Source organism: Promicromonospora xylanilytica (assembly GCF_054782895.1).
Genome location: NZ_BAAGRP010000007.1, coordinates 393,587 through 420,381, shown reverse-complemented (window position 1 = coordinate 420,381; position 26,795 = coordinate 393,587). Strand labels below are relative to the sequence as shown.

At 72.3% G+C, this 26,795-nt stretch carries 19 protein-coding genes and 1 tRNA gene; 15 read left to right on the top strand and 5 right to left on the bottom strand.

Going from position 1 to position 26,795, the window contains the following annotated elements; genetic code table 11:
* Positions 1–50: 50 nt before the first annotated feature.
* Positions 51–1,487, top strand: coding sequence for a pyruvate kinase (gene pyk, locus ACYVK7_RS09640; protein ID WP_460887469.1), 1,437 nt, complete (start codon positions 51–53; stop codon positions 1,485–1,487).
* 122 nt (positions 1,488–1,609) lie between these two features.
* A complete protein-coding gene (locus ACYVK7_RS09635; RefSeq protein WP_460887468.1) occupies positions 1,610–3,289 on the top strand; it encodes a RyR domain-containing protein in 1,680 nt (559 codons plus the stop codon).
* A gap of 34 nt (positions 3,290–3,323) precedes the next feature.
* Here ACYVK7_RS09635 and ACYVK7_RS09630 read toward each other — a convergent pair.
* Positions 3,324–3,410, bottom strand: a tRNA-Leu gene (locus ACYVK7_RS09630).
* 135 nt (positions 3,411–3,545) lie between these two features.
* On the opposite strand from ACYVK7_RS09630, the gene ACYVK7_RS09625 reads away from it, so the two are divergent.
* Together ACYVK7_RS09625 and ACYVK7_RS09620 are read left to right on the top strand one after the other, a co-directional pair.
* Complete coding sequence (locus tag ACYVK7_RS09625; RefSeq protein WP_233257301.1) at positions 3,546–4,154, top strand: ANTAR domain-containing response regulator; 609 nt, start codon at positions 3,546–3,548, stop codon at positions 4,152–4,154.
* 124 nt (positions 4,155–4,278) lie between these two features.
* Positions 4,279–4,929, top strand: coding sequence for a GNAT family N-acetyltransferase (locus ACYVK7_RS09620; RefSeq protein ID WP_460887467.1), 651 nt, complete (start codon positions 4,279–4,281; stop codon positions 4,927–4,929).
* Positions 4,930–4,957: 28 nt separating this feature from the next.
* Here ACYVK7_RS09620 and ACYVK7_RS09615 read toward each other — a convergent pair whose 3' ends face one another.
* Entirely contained in the window at positions 4,958–5,338 is a 381-nt protein-coding gene (locus ACYVK7_RS09615) for a PaaI family thioesterase (protein WP_460887916.1), read from the bottom strand.
* 64 nt (positions 5,339–5,402) lie between these two features.
* On the opposite strand from ACYVK7_RS09615, the gene polA reads away from it, so the two are divergent.
* The gene (gene polA / locus ACYVK7_RS09610; protein ID WP_460887466.1) at positions 5,403–8,132 is read left to right on the top strand and encodes a DNA polymerase I; all 2,730 of its coding nucleotides are present in this window, start codon (positions 5,403–5,405) and stop codon (positions 8,130–8,132) included.
* Here the strand turns inward: polA and ACYVK7_RS09605 are convergent.
* On the bottom strand, positions 8,129–8,935 hold the full coding sequence (locus tag ACYVK7_RS09605; RefSeq protein ID WP_460887465.1) for a class I SAM-dependent methyltransferase: 807 nt from the start codon (positions 8,933–8,935) through the stop codon (positions 8,129–8,131). The two genes, polA and ACYVK7_RS09605, sit on opposite strands and share 4 nt — an antisense overlap.
* Before the next feature lie 226 nt (positions 8,936–9,161).
* Here ACYVK7_RS09605 and ACYVK7_RS09600 point away from each other — a divergent pair, with 226 nt between their 5' ends.
* The 6 genes from ACYVK7_RS09600 (at position 9,162) to ACYVK7_RS09575 (ending at position 19,331) form a co-directional block, all read left to right on the top strand.
* Positions 9,162–10,814, top strand: a complete 1,653-nt coding sequence (locus tag ACYVK7_RS09600; protein ID WP_460887464.1) for an ABC transporter substrate-binding protein — start codon at positions 9,162–9,164, stop codon at positions 10,812–10,814.
* Positions 10,815–10,976: 162 nt separating this feature from the next.
* Entirely contained in the window at positions 10,977–11,984 is a 1,008-nt protein-coding gene (locus ACYVK7_RS09595) for an ABC transporter permease (protein ID WP_460887463.1), read from the top strand.
* Complete coding sequence (locus ACYVK7_RS09590) at positions 11,981–12,943, top strand: ABC transporter permease (RefSeq protein ID WP_460887462.1); 963 nt, start codon at positions 11,981–11,983, stop codon at positions 12,941–12,943. The genes ACYVK7_RS09595 and ACYVK7_RS09590 overlap by 4 nt, the downstream gene beginning before the upstream one ends.
* The gene (locus tag ACYVK7_RS09585) at positions 12,940–14,679 is read left to right on the top strand and encodes a dipeptide ABC transporter ATP-binding protein (RefSeq protein ID WP_460887461.1); all 1,740 of its coding nucleotides are present in this window, start codon (positions 12,940–12,942) and stop codon (positions 14,677–14,679) included. Before ACYVK7_RS09590 ends, ACYVK7_RS09585 begins: the two co-directional genes overlap by 4 nt.
* A 216-nt stretch (positions 14,680–14,895) precedes the next feature.
* On the top strand, positions 14,896–16,368 hold the full coding sequence (gene rpsA / locus ACYVK7_RS09580) for a 30S ribosomal protein S1 (RefSeq protein ID WP_460887460.1): 1,473 nt from the start codon (positions 14,896–14,898) through the stop codon (positions 16,366–16,368).
* A gap of 215 nt (positions 16,369–16,583) precedes the next feature.
* Complete coding sequence (locus tag ACYVK7_RS09575; protein WP_460887459.1) at positions 16,584–19,331, top strand: tetratricopeptide repeat protein; 2,748 nt, start codon at positions 16,584–16,586, stop codon at positions 19,329–19,331.
* A gap of 12 nt (positions 19,332–19,343) precedes the next feature.
* Here the strand turns inward: ACYVK7_RS09575 and ACYVK7_RS09570 are convergent, their stop codons facing one another.
* The gene (locus ACYVK7_RS09570) at positions 19,344–21,233 is read right to left on the bottom strand and encodes an ABC transporter ATP-binding protein (RefSeq protein ID WP_460887915.1); all 1,890 of its coding nucleotides are present in this window, start codon (positions 21,231–21,233) and stop codon (positions 19,344–19,346) included.
* Between the two features lie 201 nt (positions 21,234–21,434).
* On the opposite strand from ACYVK7_RS09570, the gene ACYVK7_RS09565 reads away from it, so the two are divergent.
* Positions 21,435–22,667: a cytochrome P450 family protein gene (locus ACYVK7_RS09565; RefSeq protein ID WP_460887458.1), complete on the top strand. Its 1,233-nt coding sequence runs from the start codon at positions 21,435–21,437 to the stop codon at positions 22,665–22,667.
* 44 nt (positions 22,668–22,711) lie between these two features.
* On the opposite strand, the gene ACYVK7_RS09560 is transcribed toward ACYVK7_RS09565, so the two are convergent.
* Positions 22,712–23,755: a helix-turn-helix domain-containing protein gene (locus tag ACYVK7_RS09560; RefSeq protein WP_460887457.1), complete on the bottom strand. Its 1,044-nt coding sequence runs from the start codon at positions 23,753–23,755 to the stop codon at positions 22,712–22,714.
* Positions 23,756–23,924: 169 nt separating this feature from the next.
* Here ACYVK7_RS09560 and coaE point away from each other — a divergent pair, with 169 nt between their 5' ends.
* The 3 genes from coaE (at position 23,925) to ACYVK7_RS09545 (ending at position 26,787) form a co-directional block, all read left to right on the top strand.
* Positions 23,925–24,554 (top strand): dephospho-CoA kinase, encoded by a 630-nt coding sequence (gene coaE, locus ACYVK7_RS09555; protein WP_460887456.1) that lies wholly within the window; start codon positions 23,925–23,927, stop codon positions 24,552–24,554.
* A gap of 45 nt (positions 24,555–24,599) precedes the next feature.
* Complete coding sequence (locus ACYVK7_RS09550) at positions 24,600–25,286, top strand: pyroglutamyl-peptidase I (protein WP_460887455.1); 687 nt, start codon at positions 24,600–24,602, stop codon at positions 25,284–25,286.
* A 118-nt stretch (positions 25,287–25,404) separates the two neighbouring features.
* Complete coding sequence (locus ACYVK7_RS09545; protein WP_460887454.1) at positions 25,405–26,787, top strand: FAD-dependent oxidoreductase; 1,383 nt, start codon at positions 25,405–25,407, stop codon at positions 26,785–26,787.
* Positions 26,788–26,795: the final 8 nt, after the last annotated feature.

Genomic DNA, 26,795 nt, shown 5'->3' with positions numbered 1-26,795 from the left:
TTGTTCACCCCCACAGGGCGCTGCGGCGCCCACCTGCCTAGGCTGGAGACATGCGCAGAGCCAAGATCGTGTGCACCATCGGACCCGCTACGGAGACGCCGGAGAAGCTCCGGGAGCTCGTAGACGCCGGCATGAACGTGGCGCGGATCAACCGCAGCCACGGTGAGCAGGAGGCGCACGCGGCGGTCTACCGTCACGTGCGAGCAGCCGCTGAGGCGGCCGGCAAGTCGGTCGCCGTCCTCGTCGACCTCCAGGGCCCCAAGATCCGGCTCGGCCGGTTCGCCGGGGACGAGAAGCACTTCCTGAACAAGGGCGACACGTTCACCATCACCACCGAGGACATCCTCGGTAGCCGGGAGATCGTGTCGACCACCCACCAGGGCCTGAACCAGGACGCCAAGGTGGGCGACCCGCTGCTGATCGACGACGGCAAGGTGCGCGTGCGCGTCACCGCCGTCGACGGCCCGCGTGTCATCACCGAGGTCGAGGTCCCCGGGCCCGTCTCCAACAACAAGGGCATCAACCTGCCCGGCGTCGCCGTCTCCGTGCCGGCCCTGTCCGACAAGGACGAGTCCGACCTGCGCTGGGCCCTGAAGCTCGGGGCCGACTTCATCGCGCTGTCGTTCGTGCGGTCCGCCAAGGACTACGAGGACGTCCGCCGGGTGATGGAGGAGGAGGGCCGCACGGTCCCCGTCATCGCCAAGATCGAGAAGCCGCAGGCCGTGGAGAACCTCGCAGAGGTCATCGCCGCGTTCGACGGCGTCATGGTCGCCCGCGGTGACCTCGCGGTCGAGATGCCGCTGGAGCAGGTGCCGCTCGTGCAGAAGCGCATCGTCGAGATGGCGCGTCGCAACGCCAAGCCGGTCATCGTCGCCACGCAGGTGCTCGAGTCCATGACGACGTCGCCGACGCCGACGCGCGCCGAGGCGTCGGACTGCGCCAACGCGGTGCTCGACGGTGCCGACGCCGTGATGCTGTCCGGCGAGACCTCGGTGGGCGACTACCCGATCATCACGGTCGAGACCATGGCCCGGATCATCGAGGCCACGGAGCAGGCGGGCCGCGAGCGCATCGCGCCGCTCGGTTCCACCCCGCACACGCGTGGTGGTGCCATCACGCGGGCCGCCGCCGAGATCGGCGAGACGCTCGGGGTCAAGTACCTCGTGACGTTCACGCAGTCCGGTGACTCCGCACGTCGGATGTCTCGCCTGCGCTCGTCCATCCCGCTGCTCGCCTTCACCCCGGAGCAGCATGTCGCCAACACTCTCGCCCTGACCTGGGGCACCTCCGAGTACCTGGTGCCGAAGGTGGCGAACGTCGACGCGATGGTCGACCAGGTCGACCGGACGCTGCAGGACCAGGGCCTCGCCGAGAAGGGCGACCTGGTCGTCGTCGTCTCGGGCGCTCCGGTCGGTGTGCCCGGCACGACGAACTCGATCCTGGTGCACCGCATCGGGTCGCACGTCGACGGCTACAGCATGGTCTGACGGCCGCACGCACGGCCGCGCCGGACCGGGCCCGGACACCCCGCACAGGGGCGTCCGGGCCTTGTCGTGCCCGGGGAGACCACCGCCCGGCATCCGCGTAGATGTCGCTATTGTTCCTTCTCGTGTCCCGCACCTCGCTTCCCTGGTCCCGGCTCGGCTTCGCCGCCCTCGTCGTGATCTCGCTCGGCCTCGGCTGGTGGGGCCTCGCCCTCGACACCGGCCACCAGCCCGGCCGCACCTGGTACGACATCGTCTACCACGACCTGCAGCTCTTCGTGATGGGCGCCGGCCCAGCCAGCGGCGGCGGACCGCTCTCCTGGCAGCTCCAGGTGGCCAGGTTCCTCGCGCCCGCCACCGCCGTCTACGCCCTGCTGGAGGCGGCCCGGGCGCTGTTCACGGGTGAGATCCGCCGGTTCAGGGACCGGCGGGCGCACGGCCACGCGATAGTCGTCGGGGGGACCGACGCCGCGGACACCGTCACCGCTGCCCTGGAGGCCGCCGGCCACCGCGTGCTGCGCACCGCGGACGCCTCCGGCCTGGACGACGTGGGGCTCACGGGCGCGACCGTCCTGTACGCGTGCGGCGACGACACGCGGGAGGCCACCGCCAACGTGCTGACCGTCGCGGAGGCGGAGGACGCCGTGCGCCGCGCCGGCCGGGGACCCGAGCGCCTGTACGCCCACGTCAGCGACCCCGACCTGGGTGTGGCGCTCCAGGCCCGGCACCTGAGCTGCGCCGAGCCGGGTGTGGACTTCTTCACGATCGACGTGATCGCCGCGCAGGCGCTCGCCGTCCAGGAGGTGCGGCGCATGGTGGACTCGGCCGGCGGTCCGGCCCCGCTGACGCGCGTGGCGGTGGTGGGCTCCGGCGAGTTCGCCAAGGCCCTCGTCGTGGGTCTCGCGCGCGAGTGGGAGCTCGCGGGGGACGCCGCCCGGCTGACGGTCGACCTCGTGGCGGACGACGCCGAGGTGGTCACCGCGGCGCTGCGGGCCCGGTGGTCGCCCGTGGCGCAGAAGATCACGCTCCGTGCGGCGCCGTCGCTCGGCACGAGCGGGCTCGGGGTGCCCGACGTCGTCTACGTCTGCCACGCGTCCGACGACATGTCCCTGCGCGTGGCCCTCACGGCGACGAGGCTGTGGCACGGAGGGCCCGGCTCGCTCGTGCTGCTGCTCGACGGCCTGGCGGGGCTGACGGGCGCCTTCGGCACGGAGGCGTCCCGCGTGCTCGACAACCTCGACGGGCGCCTGCGCACCGTGACCATGCGCGACCTGCTGGCCGACGTCGAGCGCGAGGAGGCGCGGGCGCACGCGGACATGTACGAGCGGATCGCGCGGGCGGTGCACCACGTGTACCTGCGCAACCAGCTCGAGCGCGGCGTCACGTGGGGCGAGGTGCCCGCGATGGTGCGCTGGGAGGACCTCTCCGAGGACCTGCGCGCCTCCAACCGGGGCTGGGTCGTGGGGCTGCCGGAACGCCTGGCGCGGATGGGCGCGACGATCGCGCCGCGCGACGGCGCCGCGGAGGTGGTGTTCGAGGGCGCGGAGCTCGAGAAGCTCGCCGAGGCGGAGCACGAGCTGTGGGAGGCCGTGCGGGTCCAGCAGGGCTGGCGCGGCGGGCAGGTGCGGGACGACGCCGCCAAGGTGCACCCGATGGTGGGTGTGCCGTGGTCGGAGCTGCCGGAGGCCAACCGGGAGAAGGATCGTGACGTGGTGCGGCTCCTGCCCGAGATCCTCGCCGAGTTCGGCCTGGAGCTCGTGCGGTACGACCGGAGCCGGCTGGTCGCCGCCGCCGTCGAGGCCTGAGCCGGCGGGTACCCGGTAGCCGGGTACCCGCTCGTGGTGCCGGGTGTGGGACTCGAACCCACACGCCCTCGCGGGCAGCGCTTTTTGAGAGCGCCGCGTCTGCCTGTTCCGCCAACCCGGCTCGCCGCACCGCGGCGTCGTGCAGCAGACATCGAACCACACCGTCGGTCCAGGCCCCAAGCCCGGGTGTGCGCGACGTAGGATGTTCCCCGTGACCGACGAGAACACCGAGAAGCTTTCCCTGGACCTGCCCCCGATGATCGACGCCGAGCCGGAGGCAGCTCCCGCCAACCCGTCCCGCCGTGCCGTCGTGGCGGAGGACGAGGCCCTCATCCGCATGGACGTCGTGGAGACCCTGCGCGAGGCGGGCTTCGACGTGGTGGGCGAGGCCGGCGACGGCGAGACCGCCGTGAACCTGGCGATCGAGCTCAAGCCCGACGTCGTCGTGATGGACGTCAAGATGCCCGAGCTGGACGGCATCTCGGCCGCCGAGCGCATCGGCAAGGCCCACGCCGCTCCTGTGGTGTTGCTCACGGCCTTCTCGCAGACGGAGCTCGTCGAGCGGGCCAGGGACGCCGGCGCCATGGCGTACGTGGTCAAGCCCTTCACCCCGGCCGACCTGCTGCCTGCCGTCGAGATCGCGATCTCGCGCTACTCGCAGATCGGCGCGCTCGAGGCAGAGGTCGCTGACCTCACCGAACGCTTCGAGACCCGCAAGCGCGTGGACCGTGCCAAAGGCCTCCTGATGACCAAGATGGGCCTGTCCGAGCCGGAGTCGTTCCGCTGGATCCAGAAGACGTCGATGGACCGCAGGCTGACCATGCGCGAGGTCGCGGACGCCGTCATCGAGCAGGTCGGCGCCTGACCCTGGCGCACGCCTGAGCGGGTGAAATTTCGGTTCGCGTGTTTTCGGCCGGCCGGGGTGAGGACTAGTGTCTCCGCTCAGCCGGACGTGACGCCCGGACCCCCAGCCCCCGGAAGGAGACATCGTGCTCGAGATTCGCCCTGCCCGCGAGGACGACCTGCCGGCTGTCGCCGCACTGGCCGTCGAGGCGCGTGACGACTCACCGACCGGGGCACAGCTCGGAGGCCAGGACACCGGCCGGCTGCTGGAGCACCTCAGCGTGCTCCTCGCCGCCGGGGGGCACGTGCTCGTCGCGGAGCTGGGCGGGCAGATCGTCGGCGTGGTCCTGGGGCGGGTCGTCGCGGCCTACCTCTTCGCGTACCGCCCGAGCCTCTATCTCGACATGGTGTTCGTCGCACCGCGGGCGCGCCGGCACGGTGTCGGGCACGCGTTGCTCCGCGCGGCCACCGATCTCGCGGCCGAGCACGAGTGCGACGACATCTACTCCGCGCCGGTGCCCGGCAACCGCGGGGTGCAGCGGTTCCTCGCCCGGCTCGGGTTCGGCCCGGCGGCGGGCCACCGCGTGGCATCCGTCGCCGCGCTCCAGCGCCGCCTCGCGACCGACGCCGCCGCCGCGCGGGACGGCGCCCACACCGGGCGCCGGTCCGCCCGCGCGGGCCTCGAGGACCTCATCGCCCGCCGCCGGCGCGCCCGGTCCGTCATGGAGTCGGGTCCCATCGACCTGCGCCCGGTGGGCGGCGGCGCGCCGTCCCGCCGCCCGGCCCGGACCGGCTGAGACCCCGCCCTGACCGAGGATCACCGCCCTACGCGAGGATCATGCACGTCAGGCGTGCCGTGCATACCCGCTTGCCCGCTTCGTCGGTGATGACTATCTCGTAGGACGCCGTGGAGCGGCCCAGGTGGATCGCCGTCGCCGTGCCGGTGACGTAGCCCTCGCGGGCGCCGCGGTGGTGGGTGGCGCTCACCTCGATGCCGACCGTCTTCCTGTCCGGGCCCGCGTGCGCCTGCGCGGCGAGGGAGCCGAGCGTCTCGGCGAGCACGACCGACGCACCGCCGTGCAGCAGCCCCGCAGGCTGGGTGTTCCCCTTGACCGGGATCCGTCCGACCGCGCGGTCTGGTGCGAGCTCCAGCAGCTCCATCTCCATACGCTCGAAGAGCGTGCCCGTCGTGTCGCCGCCGTACATGGCTTTCCAGTCGATGCCGGGCTCGGAGGGCGTCGCGGAAGCGCTCGTGTCAGTCATGCGGGCTATGTTGTCAGGCGTGACCTCCACCGTGCCAAGCCGTACTCCGGGCAAGCCTGCGTCAGGCCGCCCCCGTCTCCTGCTGATCGATGGCCACTCGATGGCCTATCGGGCGTTCTATGCGCTGCCCGACACCCTCGCGACCAGCTCAGGACAGATCACCAACGCCGTCTACGGCTTCACGTCGATGCTGACGAACCTGCTGCGCGACGAGCAGCCCACGCACCTCGCCGTGGCGTTCGACGCGGGCCGCGTCACGTTCCGCACCGAGCGGTTCCCCGAGTACAAGGGCACGCGGCTCGCGACACCGGACGCGTTCAAGGGACAGGTCCCCCTCATCAAGGAGGTGCTGGACACCCTCAACGTCGCGTCCATCGAGCTGGCGGGCATCGAGGCGGACGACATCCTCGCGACGCTGGCCCTGCAGGCCAAGGGCGCGGGCATGGAGGTGCTGGTGTGCTCGGGCGACCGCGACACGCTGCAGCTGGTGAACGGTGACGTCACGGTCCTGTACCCGAAGAAGGGCGTGTCCGAGCTGGCCCGCATGGACCCGGCCGCGGTCGAGGCCAAGTACGGCGTGCCGCCGGAGCGCTACCCGGACCTCGCCGCGCTCGTGGGCGAGAGCAGCGACAACCTGCCGGGTGTGCCCGGCGTCGGGCCCAAGACCGCGGCGAAGTGGATCACCGCCCACGGTGGGCTCGCGGCCCTGCTCGACGCGGCCGGCGAGATCAAGGGCAAGGCGGGCGAGAGCCTGCGCACCCACCTCGACCAGGTGCGGATCAACCGGGAGCTCAACGCCCTGCTGACCGACGTCGAGCTGCCGCTCGGCGTCGACGACCTCGCCCTGGAGGGCTTCGACCGCGAGGCCGTGCACCTGGTCTCGGACACCCTGCAGTTCGGCCAGCTCCGCGACCGGCTCCTCGCCGTCGACCCGGCGGGGGCCGCCGCGGAGGAGACCCCGGTGGCCGCCGGGGTCGAGCTCGACCTGGCCGACGTGGCCCCCGGCACCCTCGGTGCCTGGCTCGCCGCCCGCTCGGAGCACGTGGGCGTCGAGGTGGCGGGCAAGGCCGTGGCCGGTGGCGGCGACTCCTGGGCCGTCGCCGTGGGGGAGCCTGCCGGCGAGGCCGCCTACCTCGACCTCACCCAGCTCGGCCCCGACGACGAGAAGGCGCTCGCCGCCTGGCTGGCCGACCCGTCCGCGCACAAGATCCTGCACGGCGCGAAGGCGGCCGCCCACATGCTCGCCGCCCGGGGTATGGACCTCGAGGGCGTCACGTTCGACACCGAGCTCGCCGCCTACCTGTGCTACCCCGACCAGCGTGGCTACGACCTGGGCGACCTTGCGATGCGGCACCTCGGCAGGGAGCTCAAGGTGGCGGAGCCCGACGGTGCGCAGGGCGCTCTCGACCTCTCCCTCGAGGGCGAGACCGAGGGGCAGGCGGAGGCGGTGCGCGCCCACGGGGTGGCCGAGCTGGCGACGGCCCTGGAGGGCGAGCTCGCCGACCGGGGCGCCACGCACCTGCTGGACGACGTCGAGCTGCCGCTGTCCGGCGTGCTGGCACGCATGGAGCGCATCGGCATCGCCGCCGACACGGAGTACCTGACGGGCCTGGAGAAGCAGTTCGCCCAGGGGGTGGCCGACGCGGCCGCGCAGGCGTACGACGTGATCGGCCGCGAGGTGAACCTCGGCAGCCCCAAGCAGCTGCAGGAGGTGCTGTTCGACCAGCTCGGCATGCCCAAGACCAAGAAGATCAAGACCGGCTACACCACTGACGCGGCCAGCCTGCAGGACCTGTTCGTGAAGACGGAGCACCCGTTCCTCGCGCACCTGCTGGCGCACCGTGACGTGGCACGCCTGCGGGTCACGGTCGAAGGGCTGCTGAAGTCGGTGGCCACGGACGGCCGGATCCACACGACGTTCCAGCAGACGATCGCGGCGACGGGCCGCCTGAGCTCCACCGACCCGAACCTCCAGAACATCCCGATCCGCACGGAGGCGGGCCGGCAGATCCGCCGGGCGTTCCGGGTCGGCGAGGGCTACGAGTCGCTGCTGACCGCCGACTACAGCCAGATCGAGATGCGGATCATGGCCCACCTGTCGGGCGACGAGGGCCTGATCGCGGCGTTCAACTCGGGGGAGGACCTGCACCGGTACGTGGGCTCCCGGGTGTTCGAGGTCGAGCCGGCCGACGTGACCGCCGAGATGCGCTCCAAGATCAAGGCGATGTCGTACGGCCTGGCGTACGGCCTGAGCGCGTTCGGCCTGTCGCAGCAGCTGGGCATCGCGACGGGCGAGGCACAGACCCTCATGGACGACTACTTCGAGCGGTTCGGCGGTGTACGGGACTACCTCGCCGGCGTGGTCGAGGAGGCGCGTGCCACGGGATACACCGCCACCATCCTCGGCCGGCGCCGCTACCTGCCCGACCTCACGAGCGACAACCGGCAGCGCCGGCAGATGGCCGAGCGCATGGCGCTCAACGCGCCCATCCAGGGCAGCGCGGCGGACATCATCAAGCTCGCGATGCTCAAGGTGCAGCGCGAGCTCGACGCCCGCGGGCTCACGTCACGCCTGCTGCTGCAGGTGCACGACGAGCTCGTGATCGAGGTCGCGCCGGGGGAGCGGGAGGCCGCCGAGGAGGTCCTGCGCAGCCAGATGGGTACGGCCTTCGAGCTCAACGTGCCGCTCGACGTCTCGGTGGGCACGGGGAGCACCTGGCACGAGGCGGGCCACTAACCCCTGGGGGACTCGGTGACGAAGACCGCGGTGCCCGGCAGGTACCGGCCGCGTTCCGGGCCCCAGCCGCCCCAGACCTGGTCGTTCCACTCCGGCCACTCGGGTTCGACCAGGTCGGCCAGGCGCAGCCCGGCGGTGACGACGTCGCGCACGTGGTCGCCGACCGTGCGGTGGTACTCGGCGTACAGGACGCGGCCGGCGGCGTCGGCCTCCACGTAGGGCCGGCGGTCGAAGTACGAGCGGGACGCCGTCAGGCCGCGCCGGGTCGGGTCGTCCGGGAAGGCCCACCGCAGCGGGTGGGTCACGGAGAACACCCAGCGCCCGCCCGGGCGCAGCACGCGGGCGGCCTCGCGGTGCACTGCGCCGGCGTCGGGCACGAAGGGCAGCGCGCCGAACGACGTGAACACGACGTCGAACGAGCCGTCCGCGAACGGCAGCGCCCGTGCGTCCGCCTGGACGCGCGGCACGCTGACGCCGGTCGCGGCATCGAGCCGCTCCGCCCCGGCCAGCATGCCCGCCGAGTAGTCGGTGGCGACCGCCCGCGCCCCGCGGGAGGCGAGCCAGCGCGAGCAGTGCGCCGCGCCGGCCCCGACCTCCAGCACGTCCCGCCCGGCGACGTCGCCCAGCAGGCCGGCCTCCGCCTCCGTCAGGCCCTCGGGCCCCCAGCGGAACCCGGCGTCACCGAGGAACTCGCGGTGCTCGTCGAGGTACTCCCCGGCGTTGGCGTCCCACCAGCTCCGGGCGGCGCTGCCGTCGTCGGGCACGTCGCGGTAGCCGAAGGACACGGGCTCGTCGTCGTTCACGGAGCAATCATCGCCCCTGCGTACTGACTATGGCTCCGTGCGACGCCATCTATGAGTCGGCCCCAAATACCACAGCCGTGGCGATAACGAAAGGGTCACGATTGGATTCCGGTCAGGGAAGCGAAATACGCAGGCAACGCGAACGCTCCTAAGGTCAGGCGCAAACGTCTGCGTGTCGTCGTGTCCGAACCCGGGCCCGCCGGTGCGCTCGAGGAAGGAGAGTGCCATGCGTCGACGCGCTACGCGCCTTGCGGGCGGCGTCACCCTGGTGACTGCGTTCGCAGTGGCTCTGAGCGGTTGTGTCGCCAGCGAGCGGGACGCCGACGGCGGCGAGGGCGGTGGCGGAGACGGCACGTTCGTGTTCGCCGGATCGGCGGAGCCGAGCTCGCTCGACCCAGCGTTCGCCAGCGACGGCGAGACGTTCCGGGTCGCCCGCCAGATCTTCGAGGGTCTTGTCGGCGTCGAGCCGGGCACCGCCGACCCCGCTCCGCTGCTCGCGGAGAGCTGGGACATCAGCGAGGACGGTCTGGAGTACACGTTCCACCTCAAGGAGGGCGTGACGTTCCACGACGACACGGACTTCAACGCCGAGGCCGTGTGCTTCAACTTCGACCGCTGGCACGACTGGACCGGTCTCGCCGCGCACGAGAACCTCTCGTACTACTACAAGGTCGTCTTCGGTGGTGCGGGCAAGGACAGCCTGTACGACTCCTGCGAGGCGTCAGACGACGCGACCGCCGTCGTCACGCTGAAGGAGCCGATCCCGGAGCTGGTCCCGGCGCTCTCCCTGCCGTCGTTCTCCATGCAGTCGCCCACGGCGCTCGAGGAGTTCGGGGCGGACGAGGTGGAGGGCACGTCCGACGCCCCGAAGCTCACCGAGTACGGCAAGGAGCACCCGGTCGGCACCGGGCCCTACGCCTTCAAGGAGTGGAAGAGCGGCGAGAGCGTGACCCTCACCGCCAACGACGACTACTGGGGCGAGATCGCCGACGTCAAGACCATCGTCTTCACGGTGATCGCCGACGGCACCGCGCGCCGGCAGGCACTCGAGGCGGGTGACATCGACGGCTACGACCTGGTCGCGCCCGCCGACGTCGACGCGCTCGAGGGCGCCGGGTACACGATCCTCGACCGCGACGCGTTCAACATCCTCTACCTGGGCATGAACCAGGCGCAGAAGCCGCTGGACGACATCAAGGTCCGCCAGGCGATCGCCCACGCGATCGACAAGGAGGGCCTGGTGCAGGCCGCACTGCCCGAGGGCACCGAGCCCGCCACGCAGTTCGTGCCGGAGATCGTCACCGGGTTCAGCCCGGACGTCCAGACGTACGAGCACGACCCGGAGAAGGCCAAGGCGCTCCTCAAGGAGGCCGGCCAGGAGAACCTCGAGATCGAGTTCAACTACCCGACCGAGGTCTCGCGCCCGTACATGCCGGACGCCGCCGCGATCTTCGAGGCGATCTCCGCCGACCTCGAGGAGGTGGGCATCACCAGCAAGGCGACCCCCGAGCCGTGGAGCCCGACCTACATCGACACCATCCAGGGTGGCGACAAGCACGGTCTGCACCTCCTGGGCTGGACGGGCGACTACAACGACACCTACAACTTCGTCGGCACCTTCTTCGGCGCCAAGTCGCTCGAGTGGGGCTTCGACGACCCGGAGGTGTTCGAGGCCATCAAGGACGCCCGCAACGCTCCCCTCGAGGAGCAGGAGGCCGCCTACATGAACGCCAACGAGGTGATCATGGAGGCGCTGCCGGGCGTGCCGCTGGCGAGCCCGGTGCCGTCGCTCGTCGTCGCTCCCGACGTCGAGGGCTACCCGATCTCTCCGGTGCAGGACGAGGTGTACAACGTCATCACCCTCGGCGGGAGCGAGTAAGGTTCCCTTCCGAACTGCCCGGGGGCCCCAAGCCTTAGGGTGAAATACCTCAGGTCGGGGCGCGGCGGCTGCCGCGCCCCGACCGCTGTCCGGAGTCCTTGACGGCTGGCCACGAGCCCCGCCGCCGGAGTGACCGATGAATCGCATGTCTGTCGAGGAACGATGCTCAGACTGATTGTGCAGCGACTGCTGCTCTTGATACCCCTCTTGCTGGGGCTTTCGATCCTGCTGTTCGGCTGGGTGCGTGCCCTGCCCGGCGGGCCGGTGCAGGCCATGCTGGGTGAGCGGTACACCCCCGAGGCCGCGGCGGAGATCGAGGCCCAGATGGGTCTGGACCAGCCGCTGCCGGTCCAGTACGGCAAGTACCTGCTCCAGCTCCTCCAGGGCGACTTCGGGGTGTCCCTGCAGAGCGGGCGCCCGGTGCTGGACGAGTTCCTGACCCGGTTCCCCGCGACCATCGAGCTCACGCTCGTGGCCCTGATCTTCGCGATCGGCATCGGTATCCCGCTCGGGTACGTCGCGGCGCGGCGGTCCGGGTCGATCGTCGACCACTCCGCCGTCGTGGTCTCGCTGATCGGCGTCACCGTGCCGGTGTTCTTCCTGGCGTTCATCCTCAAGTACCTGTTCGCCGTCGAGCTCGGCTGGTTCCCGACGACGGGACGCCAGAGCGCGACGATGATCGCCACCCATCCCACCAACTTCTACGTCCTGGACGGCCTGCTCACCGGTGAGTGGGACGCGGCGTGGGACGCCCTGGTGCATCTGATCCTGCCCGGCATCGCGCTGGGTACCATCCCGCTGGCGATCGTCGCCCGCATGACCCGGGCCGCCGTGTCCGAGGTGCAGAACGCCGACTACGTGCGCACGGCACGCGCCAAGGGCATCCGGCCGGGGCGCCTGCGCAACGAGCACATCCTGAAGAACGCGATGCTGCCGGTGGTCACCACCATCGGACTGCAGGTGGGCCTGCTGCTCAGCGGCGCGGTGCTCACCGAGACGGTGTTCGCCTTCAGCGGCATCGGCAGCTTCCTCGCCGACTCGGTGTTCAGCGCCGACTACCCCGTGATGCAAGGCTTCGTGCTGCTGATCGCCGTGGTGTACGCCCTCGTGAACTTGATAGTCGATGTGTCGTACGGGCTGATCGACCCGCGGCTGAGGAGGCAGCAGTGAGCGCCAACGAGCTTCCCGTGACCGACGGGGCGGCCGCCGCGCCGCTCCACACCAGCATCCACGGCGACGGTCCGTCCGGCGCCGACCACGGCGGCGAGGGGGTCTGGGCGCGTGCGTGGCGCACGCTGCGCAAGAACCCCGTGGCCATCATCGGCGGCGTGATCGTCGCTGTGTTCGTGCTCGTGGCGATCTTCGCGCCGTTGCTCGCCCCGTACGGGGGCACGGAGCTGCCGGGCCGTGACGAGGTACGTCCCACGATGATCCCCGGCCCGTCGGCCGAGTACCCGCTCGGCCTGGACCGCTACGGCGGCGACGTGCTGAGCAAGCTGATCTGGGGTGCGCGCGCCTCGCTGCTCGTCGGAGTCCTGTCCACGCTGTTCGGCCTGACGGGTGGCCTGCTGCTCGGGCTCCTGGCCGGCTGGTTCGGCAAGTGGGTCGACTTCGCGGTCATGCGCCTGGTGGACCTCATGCTGTCGGTCCCGTCGCTGCTGCTGGCCGTGTCGATCGCGGCCATCGCGGGGCAGTCGTCGATGGCGGTGATCATCGCCATCGGTGTGGTGCAGGTGCCGATCTTCGCGCGGCTCCTACGCGGCTCGATGCTGGCCCAGAAGGGTCAGGACTACGTGCTCGCGGCGTCGGCCCTCGGGCTGACGCGCCGGTCGGTGACCATGAGCCACGTGCTGCCCAACAGCGTGGGCCCGGTCATCGTGCAGGCCACGCTGAGCCTCGCGACGGCCGTGATCGAGGCGGCGGCGCTGTCCTTCCTCGGCCTGGGTGGCGGCGAGCCGTCCACCGCGGAGTGGGGCCGCATGCTGACGGCCGCGCAGCAGGAGCTCGCGGTCGCGCCGCGCCTGGCGATCCTGCCCGGTATCTGCATCGCCGTGACGGCCCTCGGCTTCACCCTCGTGGGCGAGAGCCTGCGCGAGGCCCTCGACCCCCGGAACAGGACGCGACGATGAGCGACACCACTGACAAGACCCCGGCTCAGCCGGCCACCGAGGCACCGGCCGACGACGTCGTGCTGCGCGTCGAGGACCTGTGCGTCGACTTCCGCACCGAGCACGGCGCCGCGCGGGCCGTGTCGAACGCGAACCTGACGGTCCGGCGCGGCCAGACCGTGGCGATCGTGGGGGAGTCGGGCTCCGGCAAGACGACCCTCGCGATGGCCGTGCTCGGCCTGCTCGCGAGCAACGGGTCGGTGGCGGAGGGCCACATCTGGTTCAAGGACGAGGACCTGGGCCACGTGACCCCCCAGCGCATGGCGCAGCTGCGGGGCACGGAGCTCGGGCTGGTGCCGCAGGACCCCATGACCAACCTCGACCCCATCATGCAGATCGGCCGGCAGATCGACTCCGGCCTGATCGACAACGGTCTGCGCACCCGGCGGGACGCCCGGGCGCGCACGGTCGAGCTGCTCGACGAGGTCGGTCTGCCCGACGCCCGGCAGCGTGCCGCGCAGTTCCCGCACGAGTTCTCCGGCGGCATGCGCCAGCGTGCGCTCATCGCCATGGGCCTCTCGGGGCGTCCGGCCCTGCTGGTGGCGGACGAGCCGACGTCGGCCCTCGACGTGACCGTGCAGCGGGGCATCCTGGACCAGCTCTCCGGGCTGACGCAGGACCTCGGCACCGCCGTGCTGCTCATCACGCACGACCTCGGCCTCGCGGCCGAGCGCGCCGACGTCGTGGTGGTCATGTACCGCGGCGACATCGTGGAGCAGGGCCCGGCCCGCGAGGTGCTCACGGCGCCGCGGCACGACTACACCAAGCGCCTCATGGCGGCGGCACCGTCGCTCGCCTCGCGGCGCATCGAGATCGCGCGCGAGCGCGGCCTCGACGAGGTGCTCGACGACGCCCTGCTGGCGCCGGAGGCGGACGCCGACAGCTCGGCGGACGCCGACGTGCTGGTGTCCGTGAAGGACGCGAGCAAGGTCTTCTCCATCCGCGGCAAGGGCCTGTTCTCCCGCGCCAAGGACTTCACGGCGGTCGACGGCGTGAGCCTCGACATCCCGCGCGGCTCCACGGTGGCCGTCGTGGGGGAGTCGGGCTCGGGCAAGTCGACGCTGGCGCGGATGATCCTCGACATCGAGAAGCCCACCTCCGGCTCGATCACGTTCGACGGCGCCCTGGTCGGCGGGGGCAACCACAGGGACCAGATCGCCTACCGGCGCCGGGTGCAGCCGGTGTTCCAGGACCCGTACTCGTCGCTCGACCCGCTCTACTCGGTGTTCCGGGCGATCGAGGAGCCGCTGCGCGCGCACGACTACGGGGACGCCGCGGCCCGCCGTGCCCGTGTCGAGGAGCTCGCCGACCAGGTGGCGCTCAGCAAGGGGCAGCTCCAGCGGTTCCCGTCCGAGCTGTCGGGCGGACAGCGACAGCGTGTGGCGATCGCCCGCGCGCTCGCGCTCTCGCCGGAGCTCGTGGTGTGCGACGAGGCCGTCTCCGCGCTCGACGTCGTGGTGCAGGCGCAGATCCTGCAGCTGCTCGCCGGCCTGCAGGAGGACCTGGGCCTGACGTACCTCTTCATCACGCACGACCTCGCGGTCGTGCGCCAGATCGCCGACCGGGTGCTGGTCATGCAGGAGGGGCGCGTGGTGGAGGAGGGGACCGTCGACTCGGTCTTCGACTCGCCGGGCACCGCCTACACGCGGGCGCTTCTCGACGCGATCCCGGGCAAGGACCTGGAGCTCGCGCTCTGAGCCCCGACCCCCCCGGCCGGGCACACCCGGCGCACGGTGACCACGCCCCGTTATCCTGAGGCTCGTGGCGCCCTGGCTCACGTTGACCAGGGCGCTGCGACGCCACTAGGATGACTGGCGGTGCCGTGCGCCTTCCGGCGACCTCGGATACCGCACAGCAGAACTCAACAGACCCTGTCCGTACTACGCCATGTCCGCATCGGAGCATCGAACTCAATGACCATCTCCACCCCTGCGAAGTCCGCACCCCAGGTTGCCGTCAACGACATCGGCACCGAGGAGGACTTCCTTGCTGCCATCGACGCCACCATCAAGTACTTCAACGATGGTGACATCGTCGAAGGCACGATCGTCAAGGTGGACCGCGACGAGGTCCTTCTCGACATCGGCTACAAGACCGAGGGTGTCATCCCGTCCCGGGAGCTCTCGATCAAGCACGACGTCGACCCTGGCGAGGTTGTCGCCGTCGGTGACGCCGTCGAGGCCCTGGTCCTCCAGAAGGAGGACAAGGAAGGCCGGCTGATCCTGTCCAAGAAGCGCGCACAGTACGAGCGCGCCTGGGGCACGATCGAGAAGATCAAGGAAGAGGACGGCGTCGTCACCGGCACCGTCATCGAGGTCGTCAAGGGCGGCCTCATCCTCGACATCGGCCTGCGCGGCTTCCTCCCCGCCTCCCTCGTGGAGATGCGTCGCGTCCGCGACCTCCAGCCGTACGTCGGCAAGGAGATCGAGGCCAAGATCATCGAGCTCGACAAGAACCGGAACAACGTCGTGCTCTCGCGCCGTGCCTGGCTCGAGCAGACGCAGTCCGAGGTTCGCTCCACCTTCCTGCAGACGCTGCAGAAGGGCCAGGTGCGCCCGGGTGTCGTCTCCTCGATCGTCAACTTCGGTGCGTTCGTGGACCTCGGCGGCGTCGACGGTCTCGTGCACGTCTCCGAGCTCTCCTGGAAGCACATCGACCACCCGTCCGAGGTCGTCGAGGTGGGCCAGGAGGTCACCGTCGAGGTGCTCGACGTCGACTTCGACCGCGAGCGTGTCTCCCTGTCGCTGAAGGCGACGCAGGAGGACCCGTGGCAGACCTTCGCCCGTACGCACGCCATCGGTCAGGTCGTGCCGGGTAAGGTCACCAAGCTCGTCCCGTTCGGTGCGTTCGTGCGCGTCGAGGACGGCATCGAGGGCCTGGTCCACATCTCGGAGCTGGCCGTGCGCCACGTCGAGCTGCCGGAGCAGGTCGTCACCGTCGGTGCCGAGGTGTTCGTCAAGGTCATCGACATCGACCTGGAGCGCCGCCGCATCTCGCTGTCGCTCAAGCAGGCCAACGAGGGCGTGGACCCGGAGTCCGAGGACTTCGACCCCGCGCTGTACGGCATGGCCGCCGAGTACGACGAGGCCGGGAACTACAAGTACCCGGACGGCTTCGACCCGGAGACCAACGAGTGGCTCGAGGGCTACGAGGCGCAGCGCGAGGCGTGGGAGGCGGAGTACGCCAAGGCGCACGAGCGCTGGACCGCGCACCGCAAGCAGGTCGCCGAGGCGCTGACCGCGGACACCGAGGCGACGACCGACGCCCCGGCTGCCGCTCCGGCCGGCAACACCACCTACTCCTCGGCTCCGGTCGAGGAGGTCGGCGGCACGCTGGCCTCGGACGAGGCGCTCGCCGCGCTTCGCGAGAAGCTCACGGGCAACTGATCTGAGCTCATCGACGGCCCGTCGCCCCTTCCGGGGCGGCGGGCCGTCGGCGTTCTCGGGGATGTGGGGCGGCATCGTTTTTCACGATGCGGTACGAGATGCGGCGCCGTCTCAGCGATTGTGCTTTTGACCTGCGCAAACGTGATCTTCGGTGCCCTTCGGTATATCACGGGCTCACTGGCCAGGACCGCCACGGTGCTGTTGGATAACTCCCCATGAACCGACTCGGAGCCGACGAGGCGCGGGGCACAGGTCCGGCCGCGCTCCTCGCGCCCGAGCGCGGCGTGGTGCCGTTCACCGGCCGAGGCCGGGAGCTGGCGGAACTGCGGTCATGGGCGCGGTCGCGGGACCCGGTGGCGCTGCGGCTGCTGAGCGGGCTCGGCGGGGTCGGCAAGACGCGGCTGGCGCTCGAGCTCGGTCGCAGACTGCGGCGGACCGGGTGGACGGTGGTCCACGTACCGATCGGCCAGGAGATGGCAGCGCTGTCCAGCGTCACCGGGGCGCGGCGCGTGCTGCTCGTCCTCGACACCGCCGGGTGCCGGCCTGGTCTCTCCGCGATGCTCGACGCCGTCGGGGCGGCTCCGTGGCGCGGCCGCCTGCGGATCCTGTGCGTCGCCCGCACAGGCGGGCAGTGGTGGCGCCGTGAGCGGTGGACCAGCAGCCTGTGGGCCGGGCGCACTCCGCCGGTCACCCAGATGGCGCTGGATCCCGCTCTGGACCGGTCGCCCGACGTGGCGTTCGACTCCGCGCTCGGCCTGACGGCCGAGCGCCAGGACGACGTGCCCGCGCTGGTGGACGGCGCGGCTGCCCGGTTCGCGAGGAAGCTGGGCCGGCCGGTGCCACGCATCCGGTTCGAGCCGACGCCGGGCGTGCGCCTCCGCGCGCTCGACCTCCATGCCGCCGCACTGGCCGCGGTGCTCGACGGCGGGGGTGAACCGGTGGACCCGGCCACCGCCCTGGGCGTCGTGCTCGATCACGAGCGCGCCGGCTGGGTGCGCTCGGCCACCGCGGCGGGGCTCGTGGCGGGCGCGGGAGGCACGGCCGAGGCCGCACTGGTGGCGGCGACGCTGCTGGGCGACAGCTCGGAGGCCGGACTGCGCGCCGCGCTGCGCTGCGCGGGTGTCGACCCCGACCAGCAGACACCGGAGGCCGTCGGCTGGCTCCGCGCCCACCTGTTCCGTGTCCCACGCCTGGCCGAGCTGTTCGTGGCGCGGGTCCTGGCGGAGTCGGACGAGCTGATCGCCGCGTGCACGAGCGACCTGGAGCAGGGGCAGGCGTGCAAGGTGCTCGAGGCGGCGACCCGGATGAGCCTGGACCGGCCCGCCGCGAAGCGGGACGTCACCGGGGAGCTGATCGCGGTAGCCGTGTCAGCGCTGCCGGACCAGCAGCCGGAGGACCTGGCGTGCCTGATGCGGGTGGCGCGCCGCCTGCCGCGCTCGGCGGGCCCGCTCGCCGTACCGGTGCTGGACCGGCTCACGCACCGCATCGCGGACCTCGCCAGGGCCGGGGACGACGACGCCGTACGCGCGGAGGCCCTGGCCGACCTCGGCCTCGTGCTGATCGCCGAGGGCGACTCCGACGCCGCCGTGGCGCTCCTGCGCGAGGCTGTAGGACTGTGGCGGCAGCTCGCCCGCACCGACGAGGACCGGTACCGGCCGCCACTGTGCACCGCCCTGAACAACCTCGGGACGGGCTACTGGGCGGTCGGCAGGCATGACGACGCGCTCGCGGTCCAGGAGGAGGTCGTCGCGCTGTGCGGTGGGTTCCCGCCCGGTGACGCGCCATGGGCCGACGCGGAGCACGCGCGCGCCCTGCAGAACGCCGGGATGGCCTGGACGGAGCTCGGCCGAACGAGCGAGTCCGAGGCGGCGCAGCGGGCCTCGCTCGACATCTACCGGCGCCTCGCCGAGGGCGACCCGGTCCAGTACGAGCCGCACGTCGCGGCGGTGCTGGGCAACTTCGAGGCCCTGACCGAGAGCGGCCGGCCGGAGGAGGCGCTGCCCGCCAACGCGGAGGCCGTCGCGATCCGGCGCCGGCTGGTCGAGGCCCGCCCCGAGCACCTCGGTGAGCTGGCCTGGTCGCTCGGCCAGCTCGGCACCACCCTGGAGGCGCTGGGGCGCTCCGAGGAGGCGGAGTCGGCGCTCGTCGAGGCGCTGGGACTCCAGCGGCGGCTCGCGAAGGTGAACGAGCAGGGCACACGGCCGGACCTGGCCAGCGCGCTGTCCGCGCTCGGGGCCCTGTACTCGACCACGGGCCGCGCGGACGAGTCGCTCCGCCTGGAGCGCGAGGCGCTCAAGATCCGGCGGGAGCTGGCCGACGAGCACCCTGACCGGTACCTGCACTACCTCGCGCACTCCCTGTCGAACCTCGGGGTCACCTATGCGCGGCGGGGCCGGTACGACGACGCCGTCCTGCTCGAGGAGGAGGCCGTCGCGATCCGCCGCGGGCTCGCGTCGCAGAACGTGCGGTCGCTGAAGTTCCTCGCCCAGTCGCTGTCCAACCTGGGTGTGCGGTACGCCGATCTCGGCCGGTTCGAGGAGGCCCTGCGCCCCACCCAGGAAGCCGTCGACATGCTGCGGGGCCTCGTGCACGACCAGCCGGAGAAGTACCGCGGCGGGCTCGCCGAGGCGCTCGCCAACCTCGGGGCCACCATGCTCGACCTGGACAGGGCGGACGAGGCGCTGCGGCCCATGCGCGAGGCCGTCGCGATGCGTCGCCAGCTCGTGCTCGAGAACCCGGACAAGCACCGGCCCGAGCTGGCGCTCGCCGTCTCCAACCTGGCCAGCGCGCTCAGTGCCGTCGGCGAGAACTCCGAGGCCCTGGGTCTCGCGCGCGAAGCGGTGGACATACGGCGCCGGCTCGCCGCCGACCTGCCCGAGCGGTACCGGTCCGAGCTGGAGCGGTCACGCGCCGTCCTGGCCCGGATCGAGGCCGCGATCGAGGACACCGCCGCGGCGCCGTAGCGGAGCGCCCGCTCAGGCGGACTCCGCGAACTGGGTCCGGTACAGGTCGGCGTACAGGCCGCCGGCGGCGATCAGCTCGGCGTGCGTGCCGGACTGCACCACCTGCCCGCCGTCGAGCACCACGATGCGGTCCGCCGCGCGGACCGTGGACAGGCGGTGCGCGATGACCAGGGACGTCCGCCCGGCGAGCGCCTGGTCGAGCGCCACCTGCACGGCCGCCTCGGACTCCGAGTCGAGGTGCGCGGTGGCCTCGTCGAGCACCACGACGTCGGGGGCCTTGAGCAGCAGGCGCGCTATCGCGAGCCGCTGCCGCTCGCCTCCGGAGAGCCGGTAGCCGCGGTCGCCCACCACGGTCTCCAGACCCTCGGGCAACCGCTCGACCAGGCCCCAGATGCGGGCCTGGCGCAGCACCCGCTCGAGGTCGGCGTCCGACGCCTCCGGGCGCACGAACCGCAGGTTGGCCGCCATCGTGTCGTGGAACAGGTGCGCGTCCTGCGAGACCACGCCGATCGTCGCCCGCAGCGACGCGAACGTCACGTCGCGCAGGTCGGTCCCCGCGATGCGCACGGCGCCCGATGTCGGGTCGTACATCCGGCTCACCAGCTGCGAGACGGTGGTCTTGCCCGCACCGGACGGGCCGACCAGGGCCACCATCGAACCGGCGGGAACGTCGAACGAGACGTCGCGCAGCGTGTCGGTCGCCGGGTCCTTGCGCTGTCCGGCGACCGACTCGAGGGACGCGAGCGAGATCTCGTCGGCCCGCGGGTACCGGAACGTCACACCGGCGAGGGAGACCGACGCTCCGTGGACCGCGACGGCGGTCCGCAGGTCGGTGGCGTCCGGCTTCTCGGCCACCGACGGCTCCAGGTCGAGCACCTCAAGGACCCGCTCGAACGACACGAGCGCCGTCATCACGTCGACCTGGACGTTCGCCATCGCGGTCAGCGGCCCGTACAGGCGCGTGAGGTAGGTGGCCAGTGCGACGACGGTGCCGACCGTGAGCTCGCCCGCGATCGCCTGCAGACCGCCCAGCCCGTACACGCCCGCCACGGCCAGCGCCGCGATGGTGGACAGCCCCACCCGGAACCACGTGCCGAGCAGCGCGGTCCGAACGCCCAGGTCGCGGCGCTCGCGGGCCGGTGCCGCGAACCGTTCGGACTCGGCGGCCGGGTCGCCGAAGATCTTCACGAGGTGGGCGCCGGACACGTTGAACCGCTCGTTCATGACCTGGCCCAGGTCGGCGTCGACCTCCATGCCGCGCCGGGTCAGCGCGGCCAGGCGGCGGCCGAACCAGCGCGCGGGGAGCACGAACAGCGGGACCAGGGCGAGGGCCCCGAGGGTGAGCTGCCACGACATGGTGAGCATCGCCGCGAGCGTGAACGCGATGGTCAGGGTGTTGGAGACCACCGTCTGCAGGGTCGAGGTGAAGGCGCGCTGCGCGCCGAGGACGTCACCGTTGAGGTGCTGCACCAGGGCGCCGGTGCGCGCGCGGGAGAAGAAGGCCAGCGGCATGCGCTGCACGTGGTCGAACACGGCGACGCGCAGGTCCAGGATGAGCCCCTCGCCCACCTGGGACGAGACCAGCCGGTCCGCCACCGAGAGGCCGGCGGCGAGCACGGCGAGCACCGCCGCGGCGCCGGCGAGCAGGACCACCAGGCGGGTGTCGCCGTCGACGATGCCGTGGTCGATGATCCGCTGGAACAGGAGCGGCGTGGCCGCCCCCGCCGCAGCTTCCAGGGCCAGGATCAGCACGAACAGGGTCAGTCGGCCCCGGTAGGGCCGGGCGAAGCCCGCGATGCGCCGCAGCGTGGGCCACCCCAGGTGCTGCCGGGTGACCGAGCCGTCCTGCGTGAAGGACCGCATCGCGCGGCCGCCGCCCATGCTCCCGCCGCCACCGTGCATGCTCACGTGTGCATGGTCCCACGTGCCTGGTCCCGCGTGTGCACAGACGGTTTGAACGTAGCGGATCCGCACGGGGTGACCTGGACCACACGGGTGTTACGGGTTCTTCGTAGACCGTGATAGAAACCCACGATCGGGCGTCTACGCAGGTCGCCCCATACTTCGGTGGATGATTCGATGAATATCGACGGGTGGAGGGCCATGCCTGACCTGGAACCGCAGCGGAGCGGAGGTCGTGTGGCGCTGGTGGACCTGACCGGCGCGGAGGACATGACCGCGGCGCTGCGGAAGCTGCAGGACGAATGGGGTCCGGTGGCGCCCGTGGACCTGGAGCCGGGCGTGCCGGGCTGGCTCGTGCTGGGGCACGCGGAGGTCATGGAGGTGATGCGCACGGAGAGCGTGTTCGCGCGCGACCCACGGCACTGGAAGGAGCGGCTGCCGATGGAGTCCACCCTGCACGCCATCCTCTCCCCGGCCGGACGGCGCGCGCTGTACTACGCGGACGGCGCGGACCACCGGCGGCTGCGCCTCCCGGTGGACGAGGCGTTCGCAGGCATCGACGAGGCGCAGACGGCCGCCCTCGTGCGGGGCGTCTGCAGCCGCCTCATCGACTCGTTCGCCGCCCAGGGGCACGCCGAGCTGATCGGCGGCTACTCCGCAGCGGTGTCGTTCCTCGCGGTGTCCGGCATGTTCGGCTTCGACGACCGGCAGGGGATCGCCCTGCTGCGCTGCGCGAGCGGCGTGTTCGGGCACGGCGGCGACTCCGTGTCGGCACTGGCCACCATGGACCAGATCGTCCTGGACCATGTGCTGGCGACCCGCGAGAACCCCGGGCAGAACCTGACCGCGCAGTTCGTCGCGCACCCGAGCTTCGAGAACGACACGGAGATCGTGCACTCGATGGTGGTCGCGATCTGCGCGGCCAACGAGATGCTCGTGACGTGGATAGCGGCCACGCTGCGCCGCATGCTCACCGACCCCAGGTACACCGGGCGCGTCACGGGCGTGCGCCGCGGCCTGGACGACGCGATGGACGAGACGCTGTGGAGCGAGCCGCCCGTCGCGAACCTGCCCGCCCGGTACGCCGTGACGGACTGCACGCTCGGCAACGTGCGGATCCGGGCGGGGGACGCGATCGTCATGGGCGTCGCCGCCGCGAACAACGATCCGCGGGTGCGCACCCCCGACGACCTGTTCGAGGCGGGCAACCGGTCGCACCTGTCGTTCGGCGTCGGGCCGCACGCGTGCCCCGCCAAGCGCCCCGGGCGGCTCGTGGTGAAGATCGCCGTGGAGAGCCTCATGGAGCGCCTCGACCTGCGCCTCACCGACCCCGCGGTGACCTGGGCGCCGTCGCCCTGGTCGCGCTACCCGGCGGTGCTGCCCGTCGCGTTCACCCCCGAGCGGCAGTCGGCGCGCACGCCCGCGCGGGTCTGAGCAGGCCCTGGCGGCCCGGAGGGCCGGGCCGCCAGAGCACACCACTAGGAGCCGGATCGTCGGGCGGCGCGGATCGCCTCGGCCAGCCACGGTCCGAGCGTCGACAGGTGCGCCTCCTGTGCCGCCGTGGCCGGGTCGACCGCCGCGGCGAGCTCGGCGTCGGACGACGGCTCGCCGTTGACGGTGGCGACCAGGGAGAGGTACCTCCCGTGCGTCGCCACGTACCCGGGATCCTGGAGCGACTCGTGGAGCAGGCGGTCGGCGTGGGGATAGCCCGAGGCGACGCGTTCCCACAGCGTGTCGTCCAGCTCGACCCCCAGGGCGGCGGCCGTCTGGTGCACCAGACGTGCCGCGAGCTCGCGCGCGTGCGGGTCGTCGGGGGAGAGCCCGCTGGCGTGCGCAGCCATGAGCTTCGGTGTCACGTCCTGCCCGGCGGTGGTGATGAAGTCCTGGACCCGTGCCGTGCCGAGCACGGCGCCGGGGCCGGTCGCGTAGGTCTCGTGGAGGTAGGACCGGGTGGCGTCGCGGAACGCGGCGTCCTCCAGCAGTCCCGCCAGCGTGATCCAGGCCTCCAGCTGGGCGGCGGTCGGGTCGGCAGGCAGCCGCGGCCGGAGCGCGCCGAGACGCGCGGCGTCGGCGTCGGTCAGGCCGGCGCTCACCTCCTGCCAGAAGTCCTCGACCAGACGCTCCCGCTCGGCGTCCGGCATCGAGACCAGCTTGCCGAGCAGGTCCGCCCGGCGCGCCGGGTCCTGCTGGCGCACGAGCGCACGCAGGACGGCGCGCCTGGCCCGTAGGTCCCGCTCCTGCCGCTCGACGACGTCCAGGTGCTCGGCGAGCAGGTAGTGCAGCGTGATCTCGCCGGCCAGGACCTGGCGGATCTGCTCGAGCCCGGTGCCCAGCTCGCGCATCGTGCGGATGAAGTCGAGCCTCGCGACGGCCTCCGGCCCGTAGAGCCGGTGGCCGGCCGGGGTCACCTCGGTGGCGGGCACGATGCCCTCGTCGGAGTAGAACCGGACGGCGCTCACGCTCAGCCCGGTGCGGCGCGCGACGTCGCCGATGGGGAAGAGCGGGTCATGTGGTGTGGTCATGTGCTCAAGCGTGCGACCTCAAGCCGGTTGAGACGCAAGCCCGTGGCGCGGGGCGCCGGCTCCGCGGCCCGCCCGGACCGCCCCCACCGGGCGCCAGGTAGCCTTGACGTGCCGCGGCGCACCCCGTGCCGCACGCGGTACCGCAATGCTCCCGGCCCCTGAGGACCCCATGTTCCGCATCGGACTGACCGGAGGGATAGCGGCCGGCAAGTCGGTCGCTACGGCCCGCCTGGCCGAGCTCGGCGCTGTCGTCGTCGACCACGACCTGCTGGCCCGCGAGGCGGTGGCACCCGGGTCGGTGGGGCTGGCCGAGATCGTCGAGGCGTTCGGCCCCGGTGTCCTGGCGGCGGACGGCAGCCTCGACCGGCCAGGGCTCGGTGCCCTCGTCTTCGCCGACGCCGCCGCCCGGAGCCGGCTGAACGACATCGTCCACCCCGAGGTGCGCCGGCTGTCGGCGGAACGGGAGGCGAGGGCGGCGGCCGCGGACCCGGCCGCGGTCGTCGTGCACGACATCCCGCTGCTCGTGGAGACCGGCCAGGCCGGCCACTTCCACCTGCTCGTGGTGGTCCACACCCCCGCGGAGCAGCGGGTGCGCCGCCTCGTGGAGACCCGCGGGCTGAGCGAGGACGCCGCACGCTCCCGGCTCGCGTCCCAGGCCGGCGACGACGAGCGGCTCGCCGCCGCGGACTTCACCCTGGACGGTTCGGGGAGCGAGGACGACCTGCGCGCCCAGGTGGATACCCTGTGGCAGCGCGTGGCTGTCGAGGTCGCGCAAGAGGCGGAGGCGGACTCCGTGTGATCCGGCCGGCGTGACCCGCACGGCCGTCCATGAGGAGCGTGTGCGATGAAGGTCTTGGTCACAGGGTTCGAGCCGTTCGGCGGAGACACCGTCAACGCGTCGGCGGAGGCCGTACTGGCTCTCGCGGCACGCTGGGCGGGGCCGGAGGAACTCGTCACGGCGGTGCTGCCGGTCGTGTTCGACCAGGTCAGGTCACCGGACGGACCGCTGTTGCGGCTCCTGGACGAGCACGCGCCGGACGTCGTCGTCGCCGTGGGGCTGGCCGACGGCGTCACGCAGGTGCGGATCGAACGGGTGGCGATCAACCTCATGGACGCGCGGTTGCCCGACAACGGTGGAGCCCAGCCGGTCGACGTCCCCGTCGCGGACGGCGGGCCCGCCGCCCGGTTCGCGACCCTCCCGGTCAAGGCCGCGGCCGCCGCCGTGCGCGCCGGCGGAGTCCCCGCGGGAGTCACGTACAGCGCGGGGACGTACGTCTGCAACGCCAGCTTCTACGCCCTCCAGCACGCGCTGGCGGAGCGGCCCGGTGTGCTGTCCGGGTTCGTGCACGTGCCGCGCACCACGGAGGAGGTCGGGGGAGCGGCCTCCGCTTCCGCGCTGTCCGACGGCGGCGAGCCCCACCTCCCGCTCGACGCGCTCGCCGGCGCCCTGGAGATCGTCGTGCGCACCGCGCTCGCGGCGGCCCGCGGTGAGCTGGCCGAGCCGGCAGAGACCGCGGGGACGCTGCACTGACCGACGCCGGTGCCTTGCCGCAGGTGCCCCCGATGGTCGAAAATCCGGCCAACCGGACATGGTGGTTCGACGAGGGTCGCGGCGGCCGCTGGGGTCGTGACCGTGGAGGGTGTGGCGCATGACGGACAGGCGGCTGGGCATCGGCGACGGCAGGGGCCACGCGGTGGTGGTCGGAGGCAGCGTCGCCGGCCTCATGGCGGTGGCGGCGCTCGCCGGGCACGCGGAGCGGGTGACCCTCGTCGAGCGCGACCGGTACCCGGACCGGCCCGAGCCGCGCAAGGGGGTGCCGCAGAGCAAGCACACCCACCTCCTGCTGGAGAGCGGTCTGGTGGCCATGGAGCGGTTCCTCCCGGGCCTCGGGGACGAGCTGGTGGCTGCCGGCGCGCTGCGGGTCCGGTCCCCTACGGACTACCTGCAGCACATGCGGGGCCGCTGGCTCGGCCGGTGGCCGGTGTCGGCCACGACGGTGTGCCTCACCCGGCCGCTGCTGGAGCACGTGGTGCGGGGACGGATCCTCGCGCTCCCGGGGGTGACGGCGGCGCAGGGGACCGACGTCGTGGGCCTGACCGGGTCGGCGCACCAGGTCACCGGCGTGCTGCTGCGCGAGCGCGGCGGAGCCGCCTCCGAGCCGACGCCGCTGACCGCCGACCTGGTGGTCGACGCGTCCGGCCGCTCCTCCCGCATGCCCGGATGGCTCGAGGAGCTCGGCGCGGGCAGGCCGGCGGAGGAGCGGGTCGAGTCCGGCATCGGCTACGTGTCGCGGGTCTACCGGGACCGCTCGGTCGACACGCTGACGGACGCCCGGATCCTCTACCTCATCGGGGAGACGATCGGCGCCGTGGTCGCCCCGGTGGAACCGGCGGGCACCTACATGATCACCTTCGCCACCCCGCGCGGAGAGGCCCTGCCGACCGCGTCCGACGCCTTCGAGTCCATGGCCGACCGCCAGCCGCACCCCGTGCTCCGGCACTGGATCGACAACGCGGAACCGGTCTCGCCCGTCTTCGGGTTCCGCAGGACGGAGAACGTGCGCAGGGCCTACGACCGCGTGGTCCCTGACGGTCTGCTCGTCACGGGCGACGCGCTGTGCGCGCTGAACCCGGTGTTCGGCCAGGGCATGTCGACGGCGGCGCTGGACGCCGTCGCGCTCGACGAGAGCCTCGCGGCCGGCCGCTCGGGCCGCAGGACCCAGACGGCGTTGCTCGCCGCGTCCGCGCAGGCCTGGGCGATCTCGACGGGGGCGGACAAGGCGCGTCCCGACGTCACGGGCAACGCGGCGGCACGCTCGCTCGGCGACCGGGTCACCAGCTGGTACCTCGGCCGGATCCAGGAGCGCTGTGGGGTGAACCGCGAGGTCCAGACCACGTTCCGCCGGGTGCTCGGGCTGATGGCGCCGACGACGGACCTCTTCCGGCCGCAGGTCCTGCGGTCCGTGCTGTTCCAGAGGGGCACGCCCGCTGACGCCGAGGCGCCGCTGCGCCTGGCCGCCGACAGGGGGTAAAGGGGCCG

Excerpts from the sequence above, each read along its gene's own strand:
- ACYVK7_RS09545 (WP_460887454.1), top strand. The coding sequence starts at position 25,405 with ATGACGGACAGGCGGCTGGGCATCGGCGACGGCAGGGGCCACGCGGTG.
- ACYVK7_RS09550 (WP_460887455.1), top strand. The coding sequence starts at position 24,600 with ATGAAGGTCTTGGTCACAGGGTTCGAGCCGTTCGGCGGAGACACCGTC.
- ACYVK7_RS09615 (WP_460887916.1), bottom strand. The coding sequence starts at position 5,338 with ATGTACGGCGGCGACACGACGGGCACGCTCTTCGAGCGTATGGAGATG.
- rpsA (WP_460887460.1), top strand. The coding sequence starts at position 14,896 with ATGACCATCTCCACCCCTGCGAAGTCCGCACCCCAGGTTGCCGTCAAC.
- ACYVK7_RS09565 (WP_460887458.1), top strand. The coding sequence starts at position 21,435 with ATGCCTGACCTGGAACCGCAGCGGAGCGGAGGTCGTGTGGCGCTGGTG.
- ACYVK7_RS09560 (WP_460887457.1), bottom strand. The coding sequence starts at position 23,755 with ATGACCACACCACATGACCCGCTCTTCCCCATCGGCGACGTCGCGCGC.
- ACYVK7_RS09600 (WP_460887464.1), top strand. The coding sequence starts at position 9,162 with ATGCGTCGACGCGCTACGCGCCTTGCGGGCGGCGTCACCCTGGTGACT.
- ACYVK7_RS09575 (WP_460887459.1), top strand. The coding sequence starts at position 16,584 with ATGAACCGACTCGGAGCCGACGAGGCGCGGGGCACAGGTCCGGCCGCG.
- pyk (WP_460887469.1), top strand. The coding sequence starts at position 51 with ATGCGCAGAGCCAAGATCGTGTGCACCATCGGACCCGCTACGGAGACG.
- polA (WP_460887466.1), top strand. The coding sequence starts at position 5,403 with ATGTTGTCAGGCGTGACCTCCACCGTGCCAAGCCGTACTCCGGGCAAG.
- ACYVK7_RS09625 (WP_233257301.1), top strand. The coding sequence starts at position 3,546 with ATGATCGACGCCGAGCCGGAGGCAGCTCCCGCCAACCCGTCCCGCCGT.
- ACYVK7_RS09585 (WP_460887461.1), top strand. The coding sequence starts at position 12,940 with ATGAGCGACACCACTGACAAGACCCCGGCTCAGCCGGCCACCGAGGCA.
- ACYVK7_RS09570 (WP_460887915.1), bottom strand. The coding sequence starts at position 21,233 with ATGCACGGTGGCGGCGGGAGCATGGGCGGCGGCCGCGCGATGCGGTCC.
- coaE (WP_460887456.1), top strand. The coding sequence starts at position 23,925 with ATGTTCCGCATCGGACTGACCGGAGGGATAGCGGCCGGCAAGTCGGTC.
- ACYVK7_RS09595 (WP_460887463.1), top strand. The coding sequence starts at position 10,977 with ATGCTCAGACTGATTGTGCAGCGACTGCTGCTCTTGATACCCCTCTTG.